This is a genomic window from Mesorhizobium sp. WSM4814, from assembly GCF_055811595.1.
In genome coordinates this window covers 245014-263540 of record NZ_JBVVQT010000003.1, presented here as the reverse complement: position 1 = coordinate 263540, position 18527 = coordinate 245014, and the positions used below count along the sequence as shown (strand labels likewise).

Sequence of the window (18527 nt, the reverse complement as noted above, 5' to 3'; positions counted from 1 at the left end):
GCAACACCTTTGCAAAGAGCCGGCGCCCGTAAATGTGAACCGCCCCGAGTTGATCGAAGCTGTTTCGTTTGAGTCACGCGGCTATGGCTGGTTCATCCAACATGGCGTCGTAGCGTTCCTCGGCTTCGGCCGGCGGCATGTTGCCGATGGGCTCGCTCGAGGCCGAAACCCGAGCCGGCCGGCAGGGACGCAAGGCCGATTATCTCGGGCGCAAAGACTTCGTCGTGCTCGATGAACTTGGCTATCTGCCATTCGCCCAGTCCGGTGGCCAACTGCTATTCCACCTGGTCAGCCGCCTCTACGAGCAGACCTCGGTCATCGTCACCACCAACCTGACCTTCGGGGAATGGCCCTTGGTCTTCGGTGACGCCAAGATGACCACCGCGCTCCTCGACCGGCTCACTCACCACTGCGATATCGTCGAGACCGGCAACGAGAGCTGGCGCTTCAAGAACCGCGCCTGAACCCCAACCCGCTGAACCGCCCAGGTGCGCAACCCCGAGCAGCCTCGACGGATCGGATCAGCTCACCGACCTTAGGGGGGTCAATATTGTGATCCGGAAAATTCAAAGGTAAAGAGCGAGTATCGTCGACTTTGAGGCCATAGGTGGGGATACTCAAAACTTCGCCCCGTGCCATTCGGTATCGAGCTGTCACGCCTTACTAGGGATCCTCACATGGACAAAGCGACGACCATCATTGGAATAGACTGCAGCCCACGCGCGTCCAGTAACTCAGCGCGGATGCTCGGCGAGGTTTTTCGCTCGCTCGAGAGAAATCGGCGGGTGAAGGTCGTGGAACAGGTGCGTCTGGCCGATGAGCGTATCGACTGTCTCGGGTGCGAGCAGTGTTATCAAACGTTCGGATACCACGGCGACGGGATCGATCGTGTTCTGTCACTCATGAAAGAGTCGGACGTGATTCTGATGGCTACTCCCACCTGCTTCGGAATGCCGCCGGCCCTGGGCGTCGTCTTGCTTAACAGATCGGATCCCCTGTGGCGCGACGGACAACAGCTCAAAGGAAAACTCGGAGCGGTCATCGTCAACGGCGCCACCGATCCCGCGGACGATCCGAGTGTGCGCCTATGCGCGGACAACATGATCAAGTTTTTCGAACAGCACGAGATGCCCTGCGTCCAGCCGGTCCATCTGGGGGGAACGCTCGCGTATCCCGAGCAACGGTTTCCGGACCCGCTCCCCGACGGGACGATGGGCGTTCTCGAGCAATTGGCTGACGAGATCCGGCAGTGGGTCGGGAGCAGGTGATACCGGCACATCTCTTACCTCCTCGCGTGGTGAGACACGACCGCCCAGGTGCGCAACCCCGAGCAGCCTCGACGGATCGGATCAGCTCACCGACCTTAGGGGTCAATATTGCACGCCGATAAGGGGTCAATCTTCAACGCCGTTTGACAAGGATCTCCGTATCAGGAGCCTTCAGGCGATCCGACCCGCCGGTCGCGGGCCGAACCTAGGAGTCCTGCGTCGGGAGCCGCGTGACGGGCGTACTTGCGCCTAGAGCACGGACCCTGGTTGCGCAGATGACCGCAACAGCAATGAAAAAGCCGATACCCGGATCGGCGCTCCCACCGGCCAGAGAGCCGGCAACAATGGAAGCCAGAGCACAAGCTCGTACGCTTGACACCACTGCGTTGGTTTCTGGATCGACATACTGTTTGAGGCTTCCCATGCCCCGAAAAACCACCACCAAGAGTACTACCATCATCAGGCCGCCGACCAAGCCAAGCTGTGACGCAACTGCGATCGGCCAGCTAGATGCACGCGAACTGCCCAAGCCTACACCGAGACCGCTCGTCTCGAAGAACGCCTCCATACTTTTAGCATTCCAGTACGCTCGCTCCTGGCCAGAGGAGGAATTTCCCTTATTTATAACCATAGAATCAAGTAGTTGGACGTATGGAGTGAAGAAACCCTCATCATAAAGGCCGATCGCCAAGGCCATGCAAACACCAAGCGAAACGACGGTGAGGATCAAGATTTCGGTCTTGTCGAAGCGGCCGGAAAGGAATGAGCGCAAGATAGAGATCGCAACAGGAATGCTCAGTATGGCTAGTCCCACATAGGCCACCGAAGACGTGGAAAGGGCCAAAAGGACAAGCACCAGAACAGCCAGCCCCCCCGCCAGCCGCGACTTCGTTTTGCGCCAGTAAACATAACAGAATGCTAAGCAGGCGAGTGATCCGCCGCCGAAGGCCGATGCCTCGGAGGCGGCACCCGCAATGCGCCAAAAACCACCCGTCTTAACTTCTGAGAGCATCGCGTAGTTGGCTGTGCGGATCGGCCGAAGGACATCTCCTGCTCCTGCTAGCTTGCCGATTAGGTCGATCAATCCCATCCCGCAGTGGAGACCGCATGAGAGAAGGAATGCGCGCCGAATTTGGTCCATTCTATCCTTGTGCAGAAGCAGAACGCACAGGGCAATAGCAGTGAGCCCCCCCAAAACGAAATATCCGGTTTGTGAGATATTGCCCGACACGGGTGCAAGCGGAGCCTCCACGACTCCGCGTCGCATTGTCGATTGTACAAAGACAATAGTATCTCCCGCGAAGAAGCGCGGGAACAACCAGGCGCCGACCATGGCATAGAGCATCAGCGCGCAGAGGGCCCAGATCGGTCGGATTTCGCCGAATACATCGCCGAGGTGCCGCCAAATTCGTCGCCTGAAGGCGACGGCAGTCACCAGAAGCGCAGCGAAGAACGTGAAGATGAGTGGCGACGATCCCCCAAGCGAACTTAGCGTAACAACGGCTGTTGCACCGAATGTCAGCGACACAATGAGCCCGATGATTAATGGAGCCCGGAAATAGCATCCTAGAAGCAATATTCCAGTACAAACTAAGAGACCGATGAACGAGACCTGCATGACGCTATGTCCAACCCAGCGGCGTGAACCGATCGCTTTGACTTGCGTTTGGATAGTAGGAACATTGCAGCGACGCGGGACATCGTTCAGGATAAGAAATCCAGATAGTCTGTACGCAAAATTCGAGCGCTGGGGCGGAAATATCGTTGCAGGCTTCGAACCCTTTTGCCGAAGCTATCTCGCCAGCAGCGGCGCGCAATGGCTTCATCTGCACAATGCCCCTAGAACTTGACCCGCTTAAAAACGCCCTCAGGCATCGCGGCGATTACCCCCATGACAAGACGCCAGCTTCTTCTCACGTAGATGATGTCGCGGTGCCGCGATTCCGCAGCCTCGTAGATGGCTTCGGCTACTTCATCAGGTTCTGCCGTTAAAAATGGTGACAGTTTCATCCCGTCTGTCATTCGGGTCCGGACGAAACCCGGCATGACCGTCACCACCCTCACGCCTGAGCGCCACAATCGACCTCGAAGCCCCGACAGGAAAGCAGTCAATCCGGCTTTGGCGGAGCCGTAGACATAGTTGGAGGCGCGGCCGCGGTTTCCGGCGACCGAACTGACACCAACGATGGTGCCGGTGCCCCGCTTCTCGAATCGGTCCGCCAGCATGCCAAGGAGAATTGCGGGTCCCTCAAAATTCGTACGGAGTGACAGTGAGGCGTATGCCGTGTCGGCAACCGCTCTCGACTGGGTTGGAAGCATTCCCACCACGCAGACGACTGTATTGGGCAATGTGCCGAGTGAATTGATGAACGGCCCGAACGACTCAGTATCCAAGATGTCGAGGCGGCAAAGTTCGGCCTTGGCCTGCGAGGCGGTGAGAAGGTGGTTGACCTCCCGCAGGCCTTCTTCGTCGTTTCGGGCCGTAAGGATCACTTTCCAGCCATGCTCGGCATAGACGAGGGCCGTTGCCCTCCCTATGTCCGAAGTGCCGCCTATGATCAAGGCGGTTCCCGGTTGTGTCGTCATACTGCGATCCTTTTCGACAACATCGACGCGAGCCGTCCTTCGGCCCCAATCGCGCGGCGCTGCTGACGAAATACAGAAAGATTCGGATAGCCCGCCTCGAACGTTTCGGGCCGCTGGCGGGCGTCCTTAGCCAGATAGAGCCGCCCTCCCCCTTCGACGACCAAGCGGTCCAATCTATCCAGAAGTGAGAAGATGCTGTCGGATACGGGAAAATCGAGAGCCAGCGTGACTCCCGGCATAGGAAATGAAAGCTGGCCGCCACCCTTGCCCAACGTCTTGAGGACGGCAAGGAACGACGGGTCCCTCGTTGTGGCAATTTCTCCCATGATTTCAGGCAAGACGCGTGACGCTGTCTGATGGGGGAGAACGAATTGGTATTGCAGGAACCCGCGGCGGCCGTAGAGCCGGTTCCATTGGTCAAGGCCGTCCAGGGGGAAGAAATAGGATTGCCACGTCACCAGTTCATCCTTGGTGCGTGCGCGGGCGTAACGGAGCGCATTAAAGGCTCGGATGGAGTGCCTGTTGAGAAGAAATCCCGGGGCATCCAATGGCACAGCAATCCCGCGACCACGGGTATTCGGGTAGATCGGTGCACCCGGGTTTCTTTCCTGGAGAGCGTCAAGGCTGACATGTTCGCCGAGGTAAACCAGCGAGCGGCCAAGCGCGTTTCCCCTGGAAAGGCAATCGACCCAAGCTACGGCATAGCTGGCGCCTTCATTAGCTGTCAGTAGCTGCACGGCCGATAATATATTCTCAGCTCGTACAGTGTTCTGCCTCATCCATCCTGTTTCGACCTTGATCAACCGGATCGTAGCCTCGACAATCGTTCCAGTCAGGCCCATCCCCCCAATCGTAGCTTTGAAGAGGTCAGAATTATCATCCCGGGAGCATCGGACCGTCTGTCCCGAGGGAAACATCAGTTTCAGCGCTTCTACATGATCGCCGAAGCCCCCGACCCAATGATGGTTTTTGCCGTGAACGTCCGCAGCAATCATGCCGCCGATCGTGACAAAGCGCGTGCCCGGTACCACGGCAGGGAAGAACCCTCGAGGCAGGAACCTGTCGATTAGGTCAGCTAGCAACACACCAGCTTCGACTGTCAGTAAGCCCGAGGTTTCGTCGAAACCCTTCATTCGGTCGAAGCGCCGCATATCGAGCGTCACTCCTGCACCGATACCGGCGTCGCCATATGAGCGTCCGTTGCCTCGCGCCACGTAGGTCGGTATGTGCCGCTGCAGCATCGCCAGTTCGCGAGGAGATCCCGGGCTGACGACGTTGCTGCTGTGCCTCGGATACCGTCCCCACCCGCTTAGCTCCACTGTGGCCTCCCGGAACGGAAGGTATATCTGCTGTCGAGGGCGAACTTGGTTGCATAGCCGATGGCAAGTCCGAGAATCGCGCCCGAATATTTGGCAAGAGACGTCCCCCAAATGTGCCAGAATCCTATTTCGAAGGCCCAGGAGATAATCGTCGTTAGTACGCTGAACACCCCGTAGAGCGTTACCTTGCGGGCTTCCTGGTACCTGCCTTCAAACGGATCAAAGAAGATGTAGTTTTTGTCGAGAACATATTTGACGACAAATCCCCCGACGGTGCCGACCGTGATTGAAACGAAGAGAGTGAAAAACGGTGCGGCGCGAACTGTTGCCTCCTGCAACAGGAGGTTGGCTGCCGTCGCGATGACTGCGAAAGTCGCATAACGGGTCGCGTATGTTGTGAATTGAAGGGAACGCATATCGTTACACCATTTCGCGTTGCCTAGACCGCCGCCACGACAGCTAGCCCGGCAATGAGGAATGACAGCAGGCTGTTGCGGTCGGTCATCGCAAACACAATCGGATCCTCGGTCATGCTGCGCCTGTGAGCAATCATCACCAGACGGCTGGTCCAGTAGATGAGCACGGGGCAGACGAACCAGAGCATTTGCGGCCGTTGGTAGAGCACGTTCACGTCCGGCGAGGATATGTACAGCGCGAACACGGTGACGGAATTGTAGCCCGCGGCCGCTGCAAACGCGGCAACCACGCCGAGATCCTCGAACTTGTAGTTCCGGTTCGAAGGCTCGGACAGTTGGAGATCTAGGCGTGTGGCAAGTTCGGCATATCTCTTGACCAGGGCCAGCGCCAAGAAAATGAAGATGGCGAAGGTCAGAAGCCACGGAGAGACGTGCACTCCGATCGCGATAGCCCCGGCAATGATGCGCACCGTATAGAGCATCGCGAGCGTAACGACGTCGATGAGCATCTTGCGCTTGAGGTAGAACGAATAGGCCGTGGTAAGGACGGAGTACCCAAGGAGGACGGCAAAGAAGGCAGGAGACACACCAGTAGCGAGGATGAATGACGCGATTAAAAGCAGCGGCGCGGCGAGCAACGCGTGGATCAGTTGGATTCTGCCCTCCGCCAGCGGTCGATGCCGCTTGGTCGGGTGCGCCCTGTCGGCCTGAAGGTCAACGAGGTCGTTGATAATGTAGACACTCGAAGCGCAAAGGCAAAAGCTGAGGAATGCGATTCCGAGCTCGATCAGGTTCTCGGCAGTGAACTGGTGGGAAGCCAGCAACGGAACCAGCAGCAGAAGGTTCTTTGTGTATTGGTGCACCCTCAAAAGGCGCGCCCATGTCCGCCAGCTTGGTTTCTGGTGGGGCAGGTATTCCTTTTCGACAGGCATTGCCGCAAGCCTTCTGGAAACCCGTCCAGATGTGCGGATTGCAATTGCCGTTCCGCATTTTGACCAGACAGCCAGGTCGTCGGCATCGTTGCCAATGTAGTCGAACCTTCCCTCGCCGAACACTGCGACCAGCTTGGCTGCTTTCGTCTTGCCCGAGCAGTTCGTGGTCGCATCCGACCCGATGTACCCATCAAAAACGCCCAAGTGATCTGCAACAGCTCTGACGATGCGTTCGGAAGCGGCGGATGCAAGGTAGACTTGCCGCCCGTCCTTCTGCGCCGCCTCAATCTCTTTGAGCACAGCTTCGTCGTATGGAAGCGCAGACGCGTCGAACTCTACCGAGGAAGCAGCGCACTGTTTTAACGCAGCCTTGCCAAGCCTCAGTGCTTTTAACATGTCGACCGCAGATTGAGGTCGGCGTGCAAACTCCGACAGGGCGGTTTCTATCAACAGGTCTGAACGAACCAGTGTCCCGTCCATATCAACAACGAGCGGGCGACGGCAAGCCGGCTGCGGCGCCGCAACTTCGACATCTATCGATTCTTGCGCCATTTGCGCTTCGCCCACTCTGCAGTTTGCAGAGCTGAGCAGATCACGCGCGCATGACGAAGCGTAGTGCGCAAAACGGAGTAAACGATACCACCATCGTGTGAGTTTTGCGCTCATTGACGAAGCGTAGCGCGCAAAACGAAGTAAACGATACCACCATCGTGTGAGTTTCGACGAATTATGATGCGTTGCAGCGGGGGCGGCTGGGCCGCACAAAGCTTTGGCACATATGGAAATTCGTCTCGAACTGGCCACAGCGATGTTCAAAAACTTGGTAGCGCACCGCGGGAGCTCCAGACGTTTAGACCGCGTTCAAAATTGCATCCATAACGGCGATAAATCTCTATGTTAGCCAATATTACAAATGCGTCCTGAATAACGATGGCGGGATCAGGGGCAATGGTGAGTGTTCTCAAAGTCGAGCCAGGTAATAACATTCAGAACAATTCCATCGATGGTAACAGTGTCGCTTCAGAGCCCAAGGACGGAATTGACAGGAAGTTCACCCTATTTTGCGTCTTTGCCGCCATTGCAATGGGGGCAATGTTGCGTTGGCTCGTCAACTCAGACGAGGCGTTTTGGTATGACGAGGTGTGGACCGCGACGATTGCACTGCAGGACTGGCGCGGGGCACGTGAGATTCTGGGGATCGATGTAAACGCACCCCTCTACTACCTGACTGTCTGGGGGTGGGGGCAACTCTTCGGCGTGTCTAACGTTGCAATTCGTGCGCCTGGCATGATTGCCACCGCCGCTGCGCCATTAATGGCATGGATGCTGCTGCGCGGACGGATGCCACTGCATCAAAGGGCCTTGTTCACGATCATCATCGCGCTGTGGATTCCCAGCTTGTATTACGCCGAAGAGGCGAGAAGCTACGCCTTCACGGTGCTCGGTTCCGTGTTGCAAACCGTTTTCTTCTTTCGTGCGCTACGGGGCAAAGACGAGACCGGGGACATCACCGGGTGGGCGCTGTCGGGGCTGTTTCTCGGACTGAACCATTACACGACCTTGGTCATGTCAGCAGTCCAGGGGGTGTCGCTTCTTCTTCTTTTTTGGCGAACGCGGCCCCTCGCGATTGCCTTTGCAGGTTTTGCCTACACGCCAGTTGCCGCGGTCTTCCTGAGCCACTACGAAGCCATTTTGCACATAACCACTTCTCAGAACTTCTGGCTCAAGCCGTTGTCGCTCTTCGATCTCGGACGTGCGTTGAAGTTCCTGGCAGGCGAAATCTATGTCGCCCTCCTCCTGGTCTGCATCATTGGTGCGGCGCTTCTCATCGATGCCAAAAACGCGGCTAATGAAGGCACGCTGCGCCGCTATCGCGTGACCAACGTCGCGTTGTTGTGGATAGCGCGCCTGCGCAACTCCATCCGATCATCCCCGCTATTCCTGACCGCCTTGGTAAGCTTCCTTGGGTTATGCCTTTTTCTCGGCATTGCAGTACTTCGACCTACTTTCATGCCTCGCTTCCTGTTCCCCTTTGCACCTGGCCTTTTCCTCGGCTTGATATGGTTCATCGACGCAATGCCGAGCACTCGCTTATGCGCACGCTACGCGACAGTTGCCGTGTTCTTTGCAGGTGCCTTGATCTGGGGGGTCCAAAGCTCTACAGAAATTAACAAACACCTGACATGGGAGCACGAAAGCGCGATCTTGAAGGACGCTGGAGTCTCGGAAGTCCTTTTCATCCTCGATCAGGGCTTCCCAACTCCCTACCCCGAATTTTTGCATCCCAAAGTGTTCGGCTTTTATTTTTCCCGCGCCGGAGCCGACGTAAGGGTCCGGGAGTTCGTTCCCGATTATCAGGGATACTCCGATCCGAGGCCGCATCTCATCAGCTTTCTCAGTGAGAAGCCTGGACGTGGTCTCATCTGGAGCATTTTTCCGGGGCCCTCTCCCGACCCCATACCGTCTGACCTCGAAGGCAAGATCAGGCGAATTCGCGAGCGCGGATTCTCGGCAGTATATGATCATACCGTCATGGAGGATATTGAGGGCGTTGATTGCCACGCGACACAAACCGGACCCTGGTCAAAGTATACCTGCTACTCCGCTCACGATCCGACGGCACAGGGTGAACTACGCGATGATTAAGGTTTGACCTTCGGCGTGCCATACCAACGCAGCAGGCGGCTTGCGCGTGCCCGAACGGCGCCTGTTAATCCTTTGCAGTTTCGAAGCAAGCGGACATTCTCCTGAGTGCAGCTCCGAAGCATGGGGCAGGTCGACCGAAATATGACATTGCTTTTTTGCGTCAGCTTCGACCTGTCGAAGCCGACGCGCATGCCGCAGGCGGAGCCACGGGCCGCATTCTACGGTGAAGCGCGACCGCTCCTTGCTGTCGCCGGATCCCGGCATTTTCTTTTTGTTGCGATGTCTACCCGCAGTTCGCGGCAGGCTGTTCAAAAAGTGCCTCCAGCCGTTTTGTGGACGGCACTCTCTTAGCCCCGACGATCGCGAGAAATCGCAAGATTGCGCAGAATGCAAAGCGACGGAAATTCGCCATTGGAGAGGGCGACAATATCGAGATCGCCGTCGACATCGAGGTCAACGGCTCGCGCGGCCACAAAACTGCCGGAGCTAATATACTGCAGGCCTCGACGACCGTTGCCATGGTCGGCGAGGATATAAAGGCCGCCCAACCCAGTAGTACCCGCCGCGATCACATCCGGCGCATTGTCGCTGTTGAGGTCGGCAGCCGACAGAGGCGCAAGATCGGGTGACACTAGCCGCGGCCCATTCGATTCATCGTTTGCGGAGTTTTTGATCTTGGCGTTGATTGCTCGTGGCCAGCCCTCTGCAAGATCGCCTCCAGTGTTGCGCCATGCCAATGCGCCGCAAGCCACATCGGTCACACCATCTCCATCGACGTCGTCTGTTGAGAGGGTGCATGTTTGCTGCCCTGTGTCTATTGAAGCCGCGAGTTCCCATCGGTCCAGAGGCAACCGGTCGCGGGGCAAATCGAGCGCATTGACCCAGATGTGAACTGGCGGATTCGTCACCCAATTGGAGCCGTAAACATCAAGATCACCATCAGCGTCGAGATCAGCGAGAACGCCATTGTGGACTCCACCCTGACCGATGACCTGGACCCTCCACATCTCACCACGCCCGTCGATATTGTAGACAGCGGCGATCAATCGGTCGCTGGAGGTATGCATCTGACCCACCATGAGGTCTGGATCGCCATCTCCGTCCAGATCGCCGACGGTCAGGGTGTGCGCCTTCTCGACGAGAGGCAATATTTTGTTGCTTTTCCAATATCCTCGGGGATTTCCATCCTTGGCTTTGTACCACACGATGTCTGCAACGTCCTCCGAGGATGAATACAAGACGTCGGGTTGGCCGTCTTGATCGATATCTGCAACGACCGTTTTGAAGTTTTCAGGTGCCGGCCCTATCGAATAACTCTCCCATTTGTCCACTCGTGCTTGTGCATATCCTGGATTTTTTAGCCAGGCTCCACTTACGACGATGTCCTGTATGCCGTCAGCATCTATGTCCCCTATACCCAACCCTTCCTGACCAAAGTCGCGGCTCGTCAAAGGGCGGCCCATCCATGATCCGTCAGCATTCTGGAAAAAGATGATGACGCTATCTTGCGACCGCGTTGCAATATCTAGACGTCGGTCACCATCGAAATCGGCGAGTTTGACATCCTTGCCCCAACCTCCGATCTCTCCGATCTCGCGACGGAGCCATTGTGCGCCATCGGTAGGGTCTCCGCTTGGCAGTGGATTCTGGAACCCCACTAGATTGGCACCTTCCGGCCCATCGGGAACGACTATGTCAAGATCGCCGTCACTGTCGATGTCGCCCAACGCACCGTCGGTCGTAAACTGGTTTTTGGGCCGTCCGATCAGATATGGACGCCAACCCGGTGCACGATACCAGACCAACGCTTCCTTGACTTCGCCTCCGATCACGAGGTCGAAGAGGCCGTCGCCGTCAATGTCACCAACCATCTTTACGTCGCCGGATCGATCGTCGACGACTTGCATTCGAAATTCGAGGCCATCCCACAGCGCAGCCGACGACAGCGACACCGGCTCGCTGGCCGTGAACTTCGTGCACCCCACTATCACGGCCATTGCCAGCAAGCAGGTCCACCAAGCGGCACAGTGCCGTCTCCGCCGTTCCAATGTGCTCAACAGCATCTGAAAGACCTTAATGCTCACGACATCGGCTCGAATAGGAAAACCTCGACTGGGCCTTTTTGGCCACCGTTTCTCCGAGAATGATCCGGCCTCCAAGTCGCCCGAGCAAAGCACGTGAGGCTAGGCGGCCGTTAGAGGCCCAAAGGGAGTATGTGTACCACGTTTGAGGGCGCGGTCCTGGCAAAGCCGGAACCGTGGTTGAGGTGAAGGCGATCGGCTCCTTCGCGAGTTGGCTAATGAAGGGTTCCCCCTTTCGGTCAAGTACCGGAAATATTAAGATCCGCTAATGTTGTTCGGCGATGAGCAAGGACAACATCATTTCTTTGGATGGGGCCATCAGGGCCGAAATCCGCAGGAACCTGGCCGATGTCATGGGATTGCACGGCTTCGACTTCGAAGTCGACACCATACTCTCCAGTTGGGAAGGCGCGATAGATGATCGTCAGGTGATGGAAGCCCTACGCATCATTAAACTCGCCGGCTTCATGTTCGACGAGGTTCCGTACAGAGCAGACTGAAGTGGCTGCGTTTGCCCGCCAAAAAAGCCAGATCGTTGGCCTGATGAGGGTTCGGCTGCGGATCAAGCGCGGACACTCGACGCGATCGGGTCGACCTCCGCGACCACCCCGCCCCCACCGGCATTGCCAACAGAAGAGCCGCCAAGCGAGACTCGAGGCTATTGTCCCGATTGCCGTCGCAGCAAACGCCAGAGAGGCTATGAGCGCAGTGATCATCGACCAGCGCATATAGACGACGAGGGCCAGGATTCCCGTGCAAATCAATGCCACTACGACGGAAACCTGCATTTCACACTCCGACGATCGATGGTCCAGACCCTGACTGCGCCGCCGGAACCGCCGAGCTAAAAGGTTGGGCTTCACAAAAACGAGCGACTCTGATTTCCTTGGGACAGGGTTCATCTGCGCGGCGTCGATTGACCCTGGGAGGAGGTCGCCGTGTTGCTTGCCATTGTCGGCGTTGCCGGTCTTGCCCTGGCAATAGGGTTTACGCTGCGCGCGCCGGCGCTGATCGTGGCGACCTTGGTGGTGATCGTCGCCAGCGTCGCTGTAGGCAGTTTTCTTCACCTGTCTGTTCCAAACACCATCCGCTCGACGTTTTATCTCGTTGTCGTCACCCAAATTGCCTACCTGGTCGGCCTTGCAATTGCCGTGCTGCGGCATCGCCCAAGGCGACAATAGAGTGGGCGACAATGCGTTGTGGGCGACAATCGCTTGAGGCCGTTTCTGCCGCGCCCTCTGACATAGCCAAGGGTCAGGAGGTCTGATCGAACTTCATCATGGCCGGTATCGTCCGCATCAGGATCGAAAGATCGCGGCGTAGAGACCATGTCCGAACGTACTGCGTGTCCAGCAATACGCGATGCGAATACTCGGTCGTGTTTCTCCCGTTTATCTGCCAGAGGCCGGTCAGTCCTGGCCGCGTCTTCAAATATTCATGCGATGCTGCGCCATAGCGTTGCAATTCGTCGGCAACGACAGGACGCGGGCCGACGCAACTCATGTCGCCCCGCAAGATATTGAACAACTGCGGCAGCTCATCCAGGCTCGATTTGCGAAGCATCCTTCCGAAAAACAGGATACGCGGATCGCAGCTCAGCTTCTGATTGGCCGCCCACTCCTGGGCGGCTTGTGGATTGCAACTCAGATGCTGTTCGAGCACCTCCTCGGCATTCCGCACCATGGTGCGGAACTTGTAGCAGTCGAAGGCCTTTCCATCGAAACCAATGCGCTGGTGAACGAACAGCACCGGACCGCCTGTGGTCGCCTTGATCAGAAGCGGGATCACAACCAGGATCGGACCGGCCAGGATGAGCGCTGTCGAGGCTACCATCAGATCCAGCAGCCTCTTGGCCCAACCGCCGAGCGGCTGTCGGCCTTCGCTCCGCGGACCATCGTCAATGCTCGCCGTGCGCATGTCCGGCTCAAACGGAACGGCGCCATGGTCATGGCTTGCGTTGAGTTGAGGCGACGACAGGTCTGGCGTATTCGATCTCGCGGCCGCATCGCTTTCATGCCGAAGAAGCGAAGTCGCGGCGGGCCTGGCTCCGACCAGTAGAACCCAGCCTTCAATAGCCAGGTCTTCGCACTGCCGCAGGTTACTTTCGATCACGTTGGACATTTTCCGCTTGCGCTCGATTTCAACTTTTCGTTTGCATTTTGGCGACGACGGTTGATCTCCGGCAAGCAGGGAAAAGGTGGTAGATCGGGGGTGTTTGGCAGCGTGGCCTACCGCTTAGTTGCTAGGCCGGGTACGGACGAATGGCTGCTCCGTCCAATGCCTGGCATGATTTCGGAATCGATTGTTCGGCTCGCGACGCCCTGAAGGGGCGCGGATTCACTTTGACAGGTGCCGGATTGACGGGGCGGCGTCGAGACTTGCCGCTGGGCTCTAAAGCGCGTCGCGTTTGAACGGATTCATGCGACGCGCTTTAAGTTCTTGTCTGATGCATGTCGTCGTCGCGCGAGACCGCTGCGCACCCTCGGTTCGAGCCGGAGGGCATGCTTTTGCGCGACATGCATTAGCTCGACGCCACCGCGAGGAGGACAGGATGTCAGCGCGGCGCCTGACTTGCGCGCTTCCGGTAACGCCGAGCCGAAACAGTACGAACACGTGTCATCAACACGCCAAGGACGGAAGAATTGGTGCTTTTGAGTGTCTGCGTCAGGTCTTCCAGTTGATCAAGCGACGTCACGCCCCACTGCGCCACCACAATCACGCCATCAAGAAGCGGGCAGAGAGCAAGGCCTTCGGCTCCTGAACTAAACGGCGGGAGTTCAACAATGACGATATTGTAACTACCAACTTCGTTCAGCAATTTCTCCATATTATCGGGAACAAGCAAATTCGCCGAATTCGACGCATCGTTCTTCAAGTAATAAAACGATGCCTTTTCAATGTATCGGATTTGCTTGCCGATGTCTTTGGGGCTGCCGGAATCCCGATCGATCATATTGAAATCGGCGGAAAAGAGACGTTCGTTGGCCAGTGCCGACTTATCGTCGGCGTTGATCACGAGGGTCGCTGTGCCCGCTCTCCCACACAGCGCCGCCAGATTGCTTACAATGGTGCTCTTTCCGTCGCCGGGGGACACGGATGTAATTCCGATGCGACGCCGTGAAGGGTTGGCCCCGGCCAGGCCCATGATCGCCTTGACGCTCCTGAGGCTGCCGCTGAATGAAGAGTCCGGGTTCCTGAGCACCTCGTCAAGCCGGCCAAAACCACCCCGCCTGAAGCTGACCGGCGGCAATTCTCCAACACAGGCCAGGCCCAGTTCGCGACGGATCTGACGCGGGGTCCTCACGTTCCGATCGAGCCCGCGTCGCGCCACGGCGAACCCGATGCCAGCTACCATCCCGGCAAGTGTGCCAAAGGCGAGGATCAGCGTCTTGCGCGGCCGACTTGCCGTCTTGGGGCTCGTCGCGGACGTGATGACGCGAGCATTGGCGATCAGATAAGGCTGTTGGTCGACCGAGTTTGTATACGCCGCGAGCAGGCTCTCATACATCTTTCGATAGGTGTCGGCGGTAACCTCCAACTGCTCCAGCGTAATCTGGTGTGTTGGCTGTCCTTCGCTGTGTGCGAGGTCCTGTCCGGCGACGGACGTCTCGTCCTGACCTATGCTGTAGTCGTGTTTTGCGCGAAACTGCTGGGCGACCCGGGTCGCCCGGTTCATCTGATCACCGACCTCCCGCATCCGCCTTTCCAACCATGCGATGCCTTCGCTAGCCGTTGCCGTTGTCGTTTGCACTTGCTCGCGCACGAACGCTTCCGCCGTGGCGTTCGCGATGCGTGCCGCCAATGCCGGATCCTGAGACTGGAATGTGATGTCCATTGCATAGGAGACACCGACACGCTGGATATCCAGGCCATCGCTGAACATCTCCACCGCCTGACGCCGACGCTCGGATTCCAGCTGCGGGCTGTTCGCCTCCATTCGATCCGGCCAGGGAAGCACGCGATGGAAGAAATCCGTCAGCGCAGCATTGCCGGCATGGAGCCCGCCGGCATCGACGATGCTCGTCCAGGCTCTGCGAAACCTCTCGCCTATGGTCGGACCGTCCAGATCTCCGAAAGTTGGATTGTCCATGAGTCCAAGGTCATCGATCACCATCATCGCGATCTTCTGGGAGCGCAGCACTGCAAGTTGGCTCTCGACCTGAGCGGTATCGAGCGACAGGTTCACTTCGGCGGGTTGCTGCTGAAGGTTTTTGGGTATCTTCGGTTCGATTAGGATCTGGGTGCGCGCCGAATAAATCGGATCCGAGGTTGCAAAGTAGAACGTGGCGAAAACGATTCCGGCGACGACGAACGCCAGAATCGAGAAAAGATACTGCCGAGCAAACGAGACGACGTCAGCGAGGCTGATAAAGTCCTGCGGTGCGTCCGCCCCGAGCCATGGCTTGTGAGCAATTGCCGCCGACGGCCGGTCTAGCATGGCTTCAATCCATATCTGCAACAAAAAGAGCGGCGAACTGCAACGGTCGAGCAGCATCGCCACCGATGGGTCCCGGTTCGAGCATGCAGCCGCGCCACTGTTATGATGACAACCGTTTAGCTCGATCGGCCCAACAGGTGGGCGCCAGGAAACATCTCATTGAGCTTGTAAACGACCTCCGTCCTGTTCGTCGCCTTCAGCTTCTTCATGATGTTGCGGATATGGACCTTGACCGTGCTCTCGCGGAGGTTGAGCTCATGAGCGATTATCTTGTTCGCCTTCCCACGCCTGAGAGCCTGGACGACCTCTTCTTGCCGCTCCGTGAACACACTCGCCATGGGCCTTGTCATTTCGACTGACGTGTCGATTGCCTTGTGCTGGGCAAGCACGCTGCTTGCAGGGACAAATGTGCCACCGGCAAGGACAAGATTTACGGCTTCAACACAGATCTCGAACCGGATCGATGAAGGGATGTAGGCTTTTGCGCCATAATTCAACGCCTTGAGAATCTGCTCCAGATCGTCGGTATCGGCCAAAATCACCACCGGAACCGGGTGGGCCTCATTCACAAGATCGGCAATTTCGCTGCCGGTCCTTGCATCTGTCACCTTTCGGCTGCCCACGTTCAGCAGAATGGCCGATATCGACAGTGCATTCTCTTGATGCCGCCACTCTTCGATCGAACCGAACGACAGGATTTCCTTCCCGATGCCATAGGCGGTCAGGCATTGCGCAAGACATTGTCGGTCAAGCACTCGCTCGTCCAGCAGAGCCAGGCAGGATTCGGTCAAGCCGTGTCTATGCAGATGTATTCCATTCCCGGCCTTGCGCGATACGAATTCCAGTGCACCGGGTGATTTGTTATCCAGTTGAATTGTCGGAACCATGAACTTACTCCCCAAACTCTACCCAACGTTTCGAGATCCAGTACGAGATATACTTCAGGCAAATACTATTTCCCGCGAACAGTGTTCTGTTCGCGTCGCCTTCACTATAACTGCGGGATTTCCCAAAGCCCCACCTTGGACAGCACTACCCCGTCACTAATGTTTATAGCCTAAAAGCTGTGCCTTCACTAATTTAGGTTAACAAAACGTAAAAAAATTTTACCCCTTCACTTGGCCGTAGTAATTTGGTCTAGGAGGGGTTAGCCAGAGAACACACCGACCGCGATCTGGACCGCGCGTTGTTTGCCAGGCGCGGGTAGCCCGTCGGTAAAGACAGTCGTCGTCGCCGATAGCCAGTGCGGCTTCAAGGCGCGTCGCGCCGCGTTTGCATCGTGCGCCAAAACAAGTGTCAACCATCGATATACCTGTCGTCGAACTCGGCAAACTTCGTTACGCCCAGCCGATCCAGCACGCGGACATGACCTTGGCGGAACTCCAAAAAACCGCGTTCCCGTAATTCCCGCAGCATTCGATTGACATGGACCGGCGTCAGGCCGAGCGCGTCCGCGAGGTCGTACTGGGTGAGAGGGCATGCAAAGCCAGTGCGGCTGGCAGCGCCGACGCGCTCCAAGCGCGCTCTCAGTTCGAGCAGCAAGTGCGCTGTACGCGCCAGGGCGCTGCGTCGGCCTATATTGGTGAGGTGTTGGGCAACAAGCGCTCGCTGGCGCGCGAGCGTTTCAAGAAAAAGCGAGGCTATGTGTGGCGACTTCGCTGCTCCAAGAGCAAGCGTCTTAGCCGAGGCTTCCAGCACCGCAAGGTCGGTTTGAGCCACAAATGTCTGAAGAGCAGCGCCCGTGTAGGTCTGTGGCAGGACAATGTCGCCCTTCAGGGCAAAGTCCAAAATCTGTCGCTGTCCACCGGCAAGGTCATGAGAAATGCAACCCCAGCCAGACTCGATCATGAAGACGCGATCGCCGTCCTCCCCCTGATTGACGATAGCGGTCTCCGCCGCATATCGCTTCGGCACGAAGCCTAGCGCCTTGATATACGCCTTATCGTCGCTTTTGACTGCGACTGACGTCGGACGGTTTTCATTCTCACTCAATGAAAGGCTTGTAGCATACGTCATTCGAAACCCCGCCAATCCTCCCCTAGATACCTCCCTGGGCAAAAACGTACTCCAGCTTTGACGTGTTGAGTACCCTGCACGGGCTACAACCATTGGGTGATGTTGCACTGCACTCTCACAAAAAAGCAAGGATCACGCCTGGTCGAGCGCAGTACGACCCGAATTCATCATAGAATTCGACCGACTTTCTGCACCATCCATTCGAATGGCATGGCCTCCGGCGGTCCGATGCGATTGGTGGCACCGTGCAACTTTCGAACACGCCACCCTTCCGGATCGCTTACGGCTTTCGGCGTGACTGGCTCGCCCTACCGACAGCAATGCCAGGCATTGCTGCTGACTTGCGGTCGCGCTGACGTTGTCGGGGGCGAACCGGCGGTCGTTCAAAATCGGGCGGAACGTGCCGCTACCCCATCCATGCAACGTTCTGATTTCACTCGCAGATTGCACCTCGGGGTTCCGCCAGATCGAGCAACACCGGGTCACTCAAGTGCAACCGCCGCAGGCCAGATGCGTCACAAAACCGGCAGGTCGCGCTGGGCCCGGTTCGAGATTTCCTCATTGCGGTGACGAGGTTTGAACGGACAAGAGCGTTCGTTCACAGGTTCGGCGACTCGATGAGTAACCTTCGCTGCAGTTCCAGGACCGGAACAGGTCGATTGACAGTCCCTCCTTCGAGCCAAATTGTCTCCGGGTTCAGCCGCGACACAGGCGCGAGGTATACTCCATTCGCGTTAGCTTCGCCCCCCGCTTGCCTCGCAACTGCGAAGAGACCACTCGCCACGTACCCTGAAGAGGGGGTATGTCTGACGCTGCGAGCGGCCG

General features: G+C 57.4%; 15 protein-coding genes and 1 pseudogene. 5 read left to right on the top strand and 11 right to left on the bottom strand.

Annotation, left to right across the window (positions count from 1 at the left end; genetic code table 11):
* Nucleotides 1–155 precede the first annotated feature (155 nt).
* Nucleotides 156–464: pseudogene (locus AC0L2V_RS07605) on the top strand (ATP-binding protein); the annotation flags it as partial.
* A gap of 213 nt (nt 465–677) precedes the next feature.
* A complete protein-coding gene (locus tag AC0L2V_RS07600) occupies nt 678–1268 on the top strand; it encodes a flavodoxin family protein (protein ID WP_473509527.1) in 591 nt (196 codons plus the stop codon).
* Nucleotides 1269–1473: 205 nt separating this feature from the next.
* On the opposite strand, the gene AC0L2V_RS07595 is transcribed toward AC0L2V_RS07600, so the two are convergent.
* From AC0L2V_RS07595 to AC0L2V_RS07575, 5 genes are all read right to left on the bottom strand, one after another.
* Entirely contained in the window at nt 1474–2886 is a 1413-nt protein-coding gene (locus AC0L2V_RS07595; protein ID WP_473519796.1) for a hypothetical protein, read from the bottom strand.
* Between the two features lie 221 nt (nt 2887–3107).
* Nucleotides 3108–3854: an SDR family oxidoreductase gene (locus AC0L2V_RS07590; protein WP_473509524.1), complete on the bottom strand. Its 747-nt coding sequence runs from the start codon at nt 3852–3854 to the stop codon at nt 3108–3110.
* Nucleotides 3851–5095, bottom strand: a complete 1245-nt coding sequence (locus AC0L2V_RS07585) for an FAD-binding oxidoreductase (RefSeq protein ID WP_236473090.1) — start codon at nt 5093–5095, stop codon at nt 3851–3853. Before AC0L2V_RS07585 ends, AC0L2V_RS07590 begins: the two co-directional genes overlap by 4 nt.
* A 68-nt stretch (nt 5096–5163) precedes the next feature.
* The gene (locus tag AC0L2V_RS07580; protein ID WP_473509522.1) at nt 5164–5589 is read right to left on the bottom strand and encodes a GtrA family protein; all 426 of its coding nucleotides are present in this window, start codon (nt 5587–5589) and stop codon (nt 5164–5166) included.
* Nucleotides 5590–5612: 23 nt separating this feature from the next.
* Nucleotides 5613–7073, bottom strand: coding sequence for a UbiA family prenyltransferase (locus AC0L2V_RS07575; RefSeq protein ID WP_473509521.1), 1461 nt, complete (start codon nt 7071–7073; stop codon nt 5613–5615).
* A gap of 396 nt (nt 7074–7469) precedes the next feature.
* Here AC0L2V_RS07575 and AC0L2V_RS07570 point away from each other — a divergent pair, with 396 nt between their 5' ends.
* On the top strand, nt 7470–9167 hold the full coding sequence (locus tag AC0L2V_RS07570) for a glycosyltransferase family 39 protein (protein WP_473509519.1): 1698 nt from the start codon (nt 7470–7472) through the stop codon (nt 9165–9167).
* Here AC0L2V_RS07570 and AC0L2V_RS07565 read toward each other — a convergent pair.
* Together AC0L2V_RS07565 and AC0L2V_RS07560 are read right to left on the bottom strand one after the other, a co-directional pair.
* Nucleotides 9153–9479, bottom strand: coding sequence for a hypothetical protein (locus AC0L2V_RS07565; protein ID WP_473509517.1), 327 nt, complete (start codon nt 9477–9479; stop codon nt 9153–9155). The genes AC0L2V_RS07570 and AC0L2V_RS07565 overlap by 15 nt on opposite strands.
* Before the next feature lie 35 nt (nt 9480–9514).
* Entirely contained in the window at nt 9515–11164 is a 1650-nt protein-coding gene (locus AC0L2V_RS07560) for an FG-GAP repeat domain-containing protein (RefSeq protein ID WP_473509732.1), read from the bottom strand.
* A 365-nt stretch (nt 11165–11529) separates the two neighbouring features.
* On the opposite strand from AC0L2V_RS07560, the gene AC0L2V_RS07555 reads away from it, so the two are divergent.
* Together AC0L2V_RS07555 and AC0L2V_RS07550 are read left to right on the top strand one after the other, a co-directional pair.
* The gene (locus tag AC0L2V_RS07555) at nt 11530–11748 is read left to right on the top strand and encodes a hypothetical protein (RefSeq protein ID WP_473509516.1); all 219 of its coding nucleotides are present in this window, start codon (nt 11530–11532) and stop codon (nt 11746–11748) included.
* Between the two features lie 438 nt (nt 11749–12186).
* On the top strand, nt 12187–12429 hold the full coding sequence (locus AC0L2V_RS07550) for a hypothetical protein (RefSeq protein ID WP_473509514.1): 243 nt from the start codon (nt 12187–12189) through the stop codon (nt 12427–12429).
* Nucleotides 12430–12502: 73 nt separating this feature from the next.
* Here the strand turns inward: AC0L2V_RS07550 and AC0L2V_RS07545 are convergent, their stop codons facing one another.
* The 4 genes from AC0L2V_RS07545 to AC0L2V_RS07530 all read right to left on the bottom strand — a co-directional run bounded on the left by AC0L2V_RS07545 (nt 12503) and on the right by AC0L2V_RS07530 (nt 17702).
* Nucleotides 12503–13369, bottom strand: a complete 867-nt coding sequence (locus tag AC0L2V_RS07545) for a sugar transferase (RefSeq protein WP_236473089.1) — start codon at nt 13367–13369, stop codon at nt 12503–12505.
* 433 nt (nt 13370–13802) lie between these two features.
* Nucleotides 13803–15743 (bottom strand): GNVR domain-containing protein, encoded by a 1941-nt coding sequence (locus tag AC0L2V_RS07540; RefSeq protein ID WP_236473250.1) that lies wholly within the window; start codon nt 15741–15743, stop codon nt 13803–13805.
* 59 nt (nt 15744–15802) lie between these two features.
* Nucleotides 15803–16573, bottom strand: coding sequence for a response regulator transcription factor (locus AC0L2V_RS07535; RefSeq protein ID WP_473509512.1), 771 nt, complete (start codon nt 16571–16573; stop codon nt 15803–15805).
* Between the two features lie 409 nt (nt 16574–16982).
* Nucleotides 16983–17702: a Crp/Fnr family transcriptional regulator gene (locus AC0L2V_RS07530; protein WP_473509511.1), complete on the bottom strand. Its 720-nt coding sequence runs from the start codon at nt 17700–17702 to the stop codon at nt 16983–16985.
* Nucleotides 17703–18527: the final 825 nt, after the last annotated feature.

Bases quoted from the DNA above. Each gene is read 5' to 3' on its own strand.
- AC0L2V_RS07560 (WP_473509732.1), bottom strand. From the start codon at position 11,164: ATGGCCGTGATAGTGGGGTGCACGAAGTTCACGGCCAGCGAGCCGGTG.
- AC0L2V_RS07585 (WP_236473090.1), bottom strand. From the start codon at position 5,095: ATGCTGCAGCGGCACATACCGACCTACGTGGCGCGAGGCAACGGACGC.
- AC0L2V_RS07580 (WP_473509522.1), bottom strand. From the start codon at position 5,589: ATGCGTTCCCTTCAATTCACAACATACGCGACCCGTTATGCGACTTTC.
- AC0L2V_RS07535 (WP_473509512.1), bottom strand. From the start codon at position 16,573: ATGGTTCCGACAATTCAACTGGATAACAAATCACCCGGTGCACTGGAA.
- AC0L2V_RS07540 (WP_236473250.1), bottom strand. From the start codon at position 15,743: ATGCTGCTCGACCGTTGCAGTTCGCCGCTCTTTTTGTTGCAGATATGG.
- AC0L2V_RS07595 (WP_473519796.1), bottom strand. From the start codon at position 2,886: ATGCAGGTCTCGTTCATCGGTCTCTTAGTTTGTACTGGAATATTGCTT.
- AC0L2V_RS07590 (WP_473509524.1), bottom strand. From the start codon at position 3,854: ATGACGACACAACCGGGAACCGCCTTGATCATAGGCGGCACTTCGGAC.
- AC0L2V_RS07570 (WP_473509519.1), top strand. From the start codon at position 7,470: ATGGTGAGTGTTCTCAAAGTCGAGCCAGGTAATAACATTCAGAACAAT.
- AC0L2V_RS07530 (WP_473509511.1), bottom strand. From the start codon at position 17,702: ATGACGTATGCTACAAGCCTTTCATTGAGTGAGAATGAAAACCGTCCG.
- AC0L2V_RS07555 (WP_473509516.1), top strand. From the start codon at position 11,530: ATGAGCAAGGACAACATCATTTCTTTGGATGGGGCCATCAGGGCCGAA.
- AC0L2V_RS07575 (WP_473509521.1), bottom strand. From the start codon at position 7,073: ATGGCGCAAGAATCGATAGATGTCGAAGTTGCGGCGCCGCAGCCGGCT.
- AC0L2V_RS07600 (WP_473509527.1), top strand. From the start codon at position 678: ATGGACAAAGCGACGACCATCATTGGAATAGACTGCAGCCCACGCGCG.
- AC0L2V_RS07545 (WP_236473089.1), bottom strand. From the start codon at position 13,369: ATGTCCAACGTGATCGAAAGTAACCTGCGGCAGTGCGAAGACCTGGCT.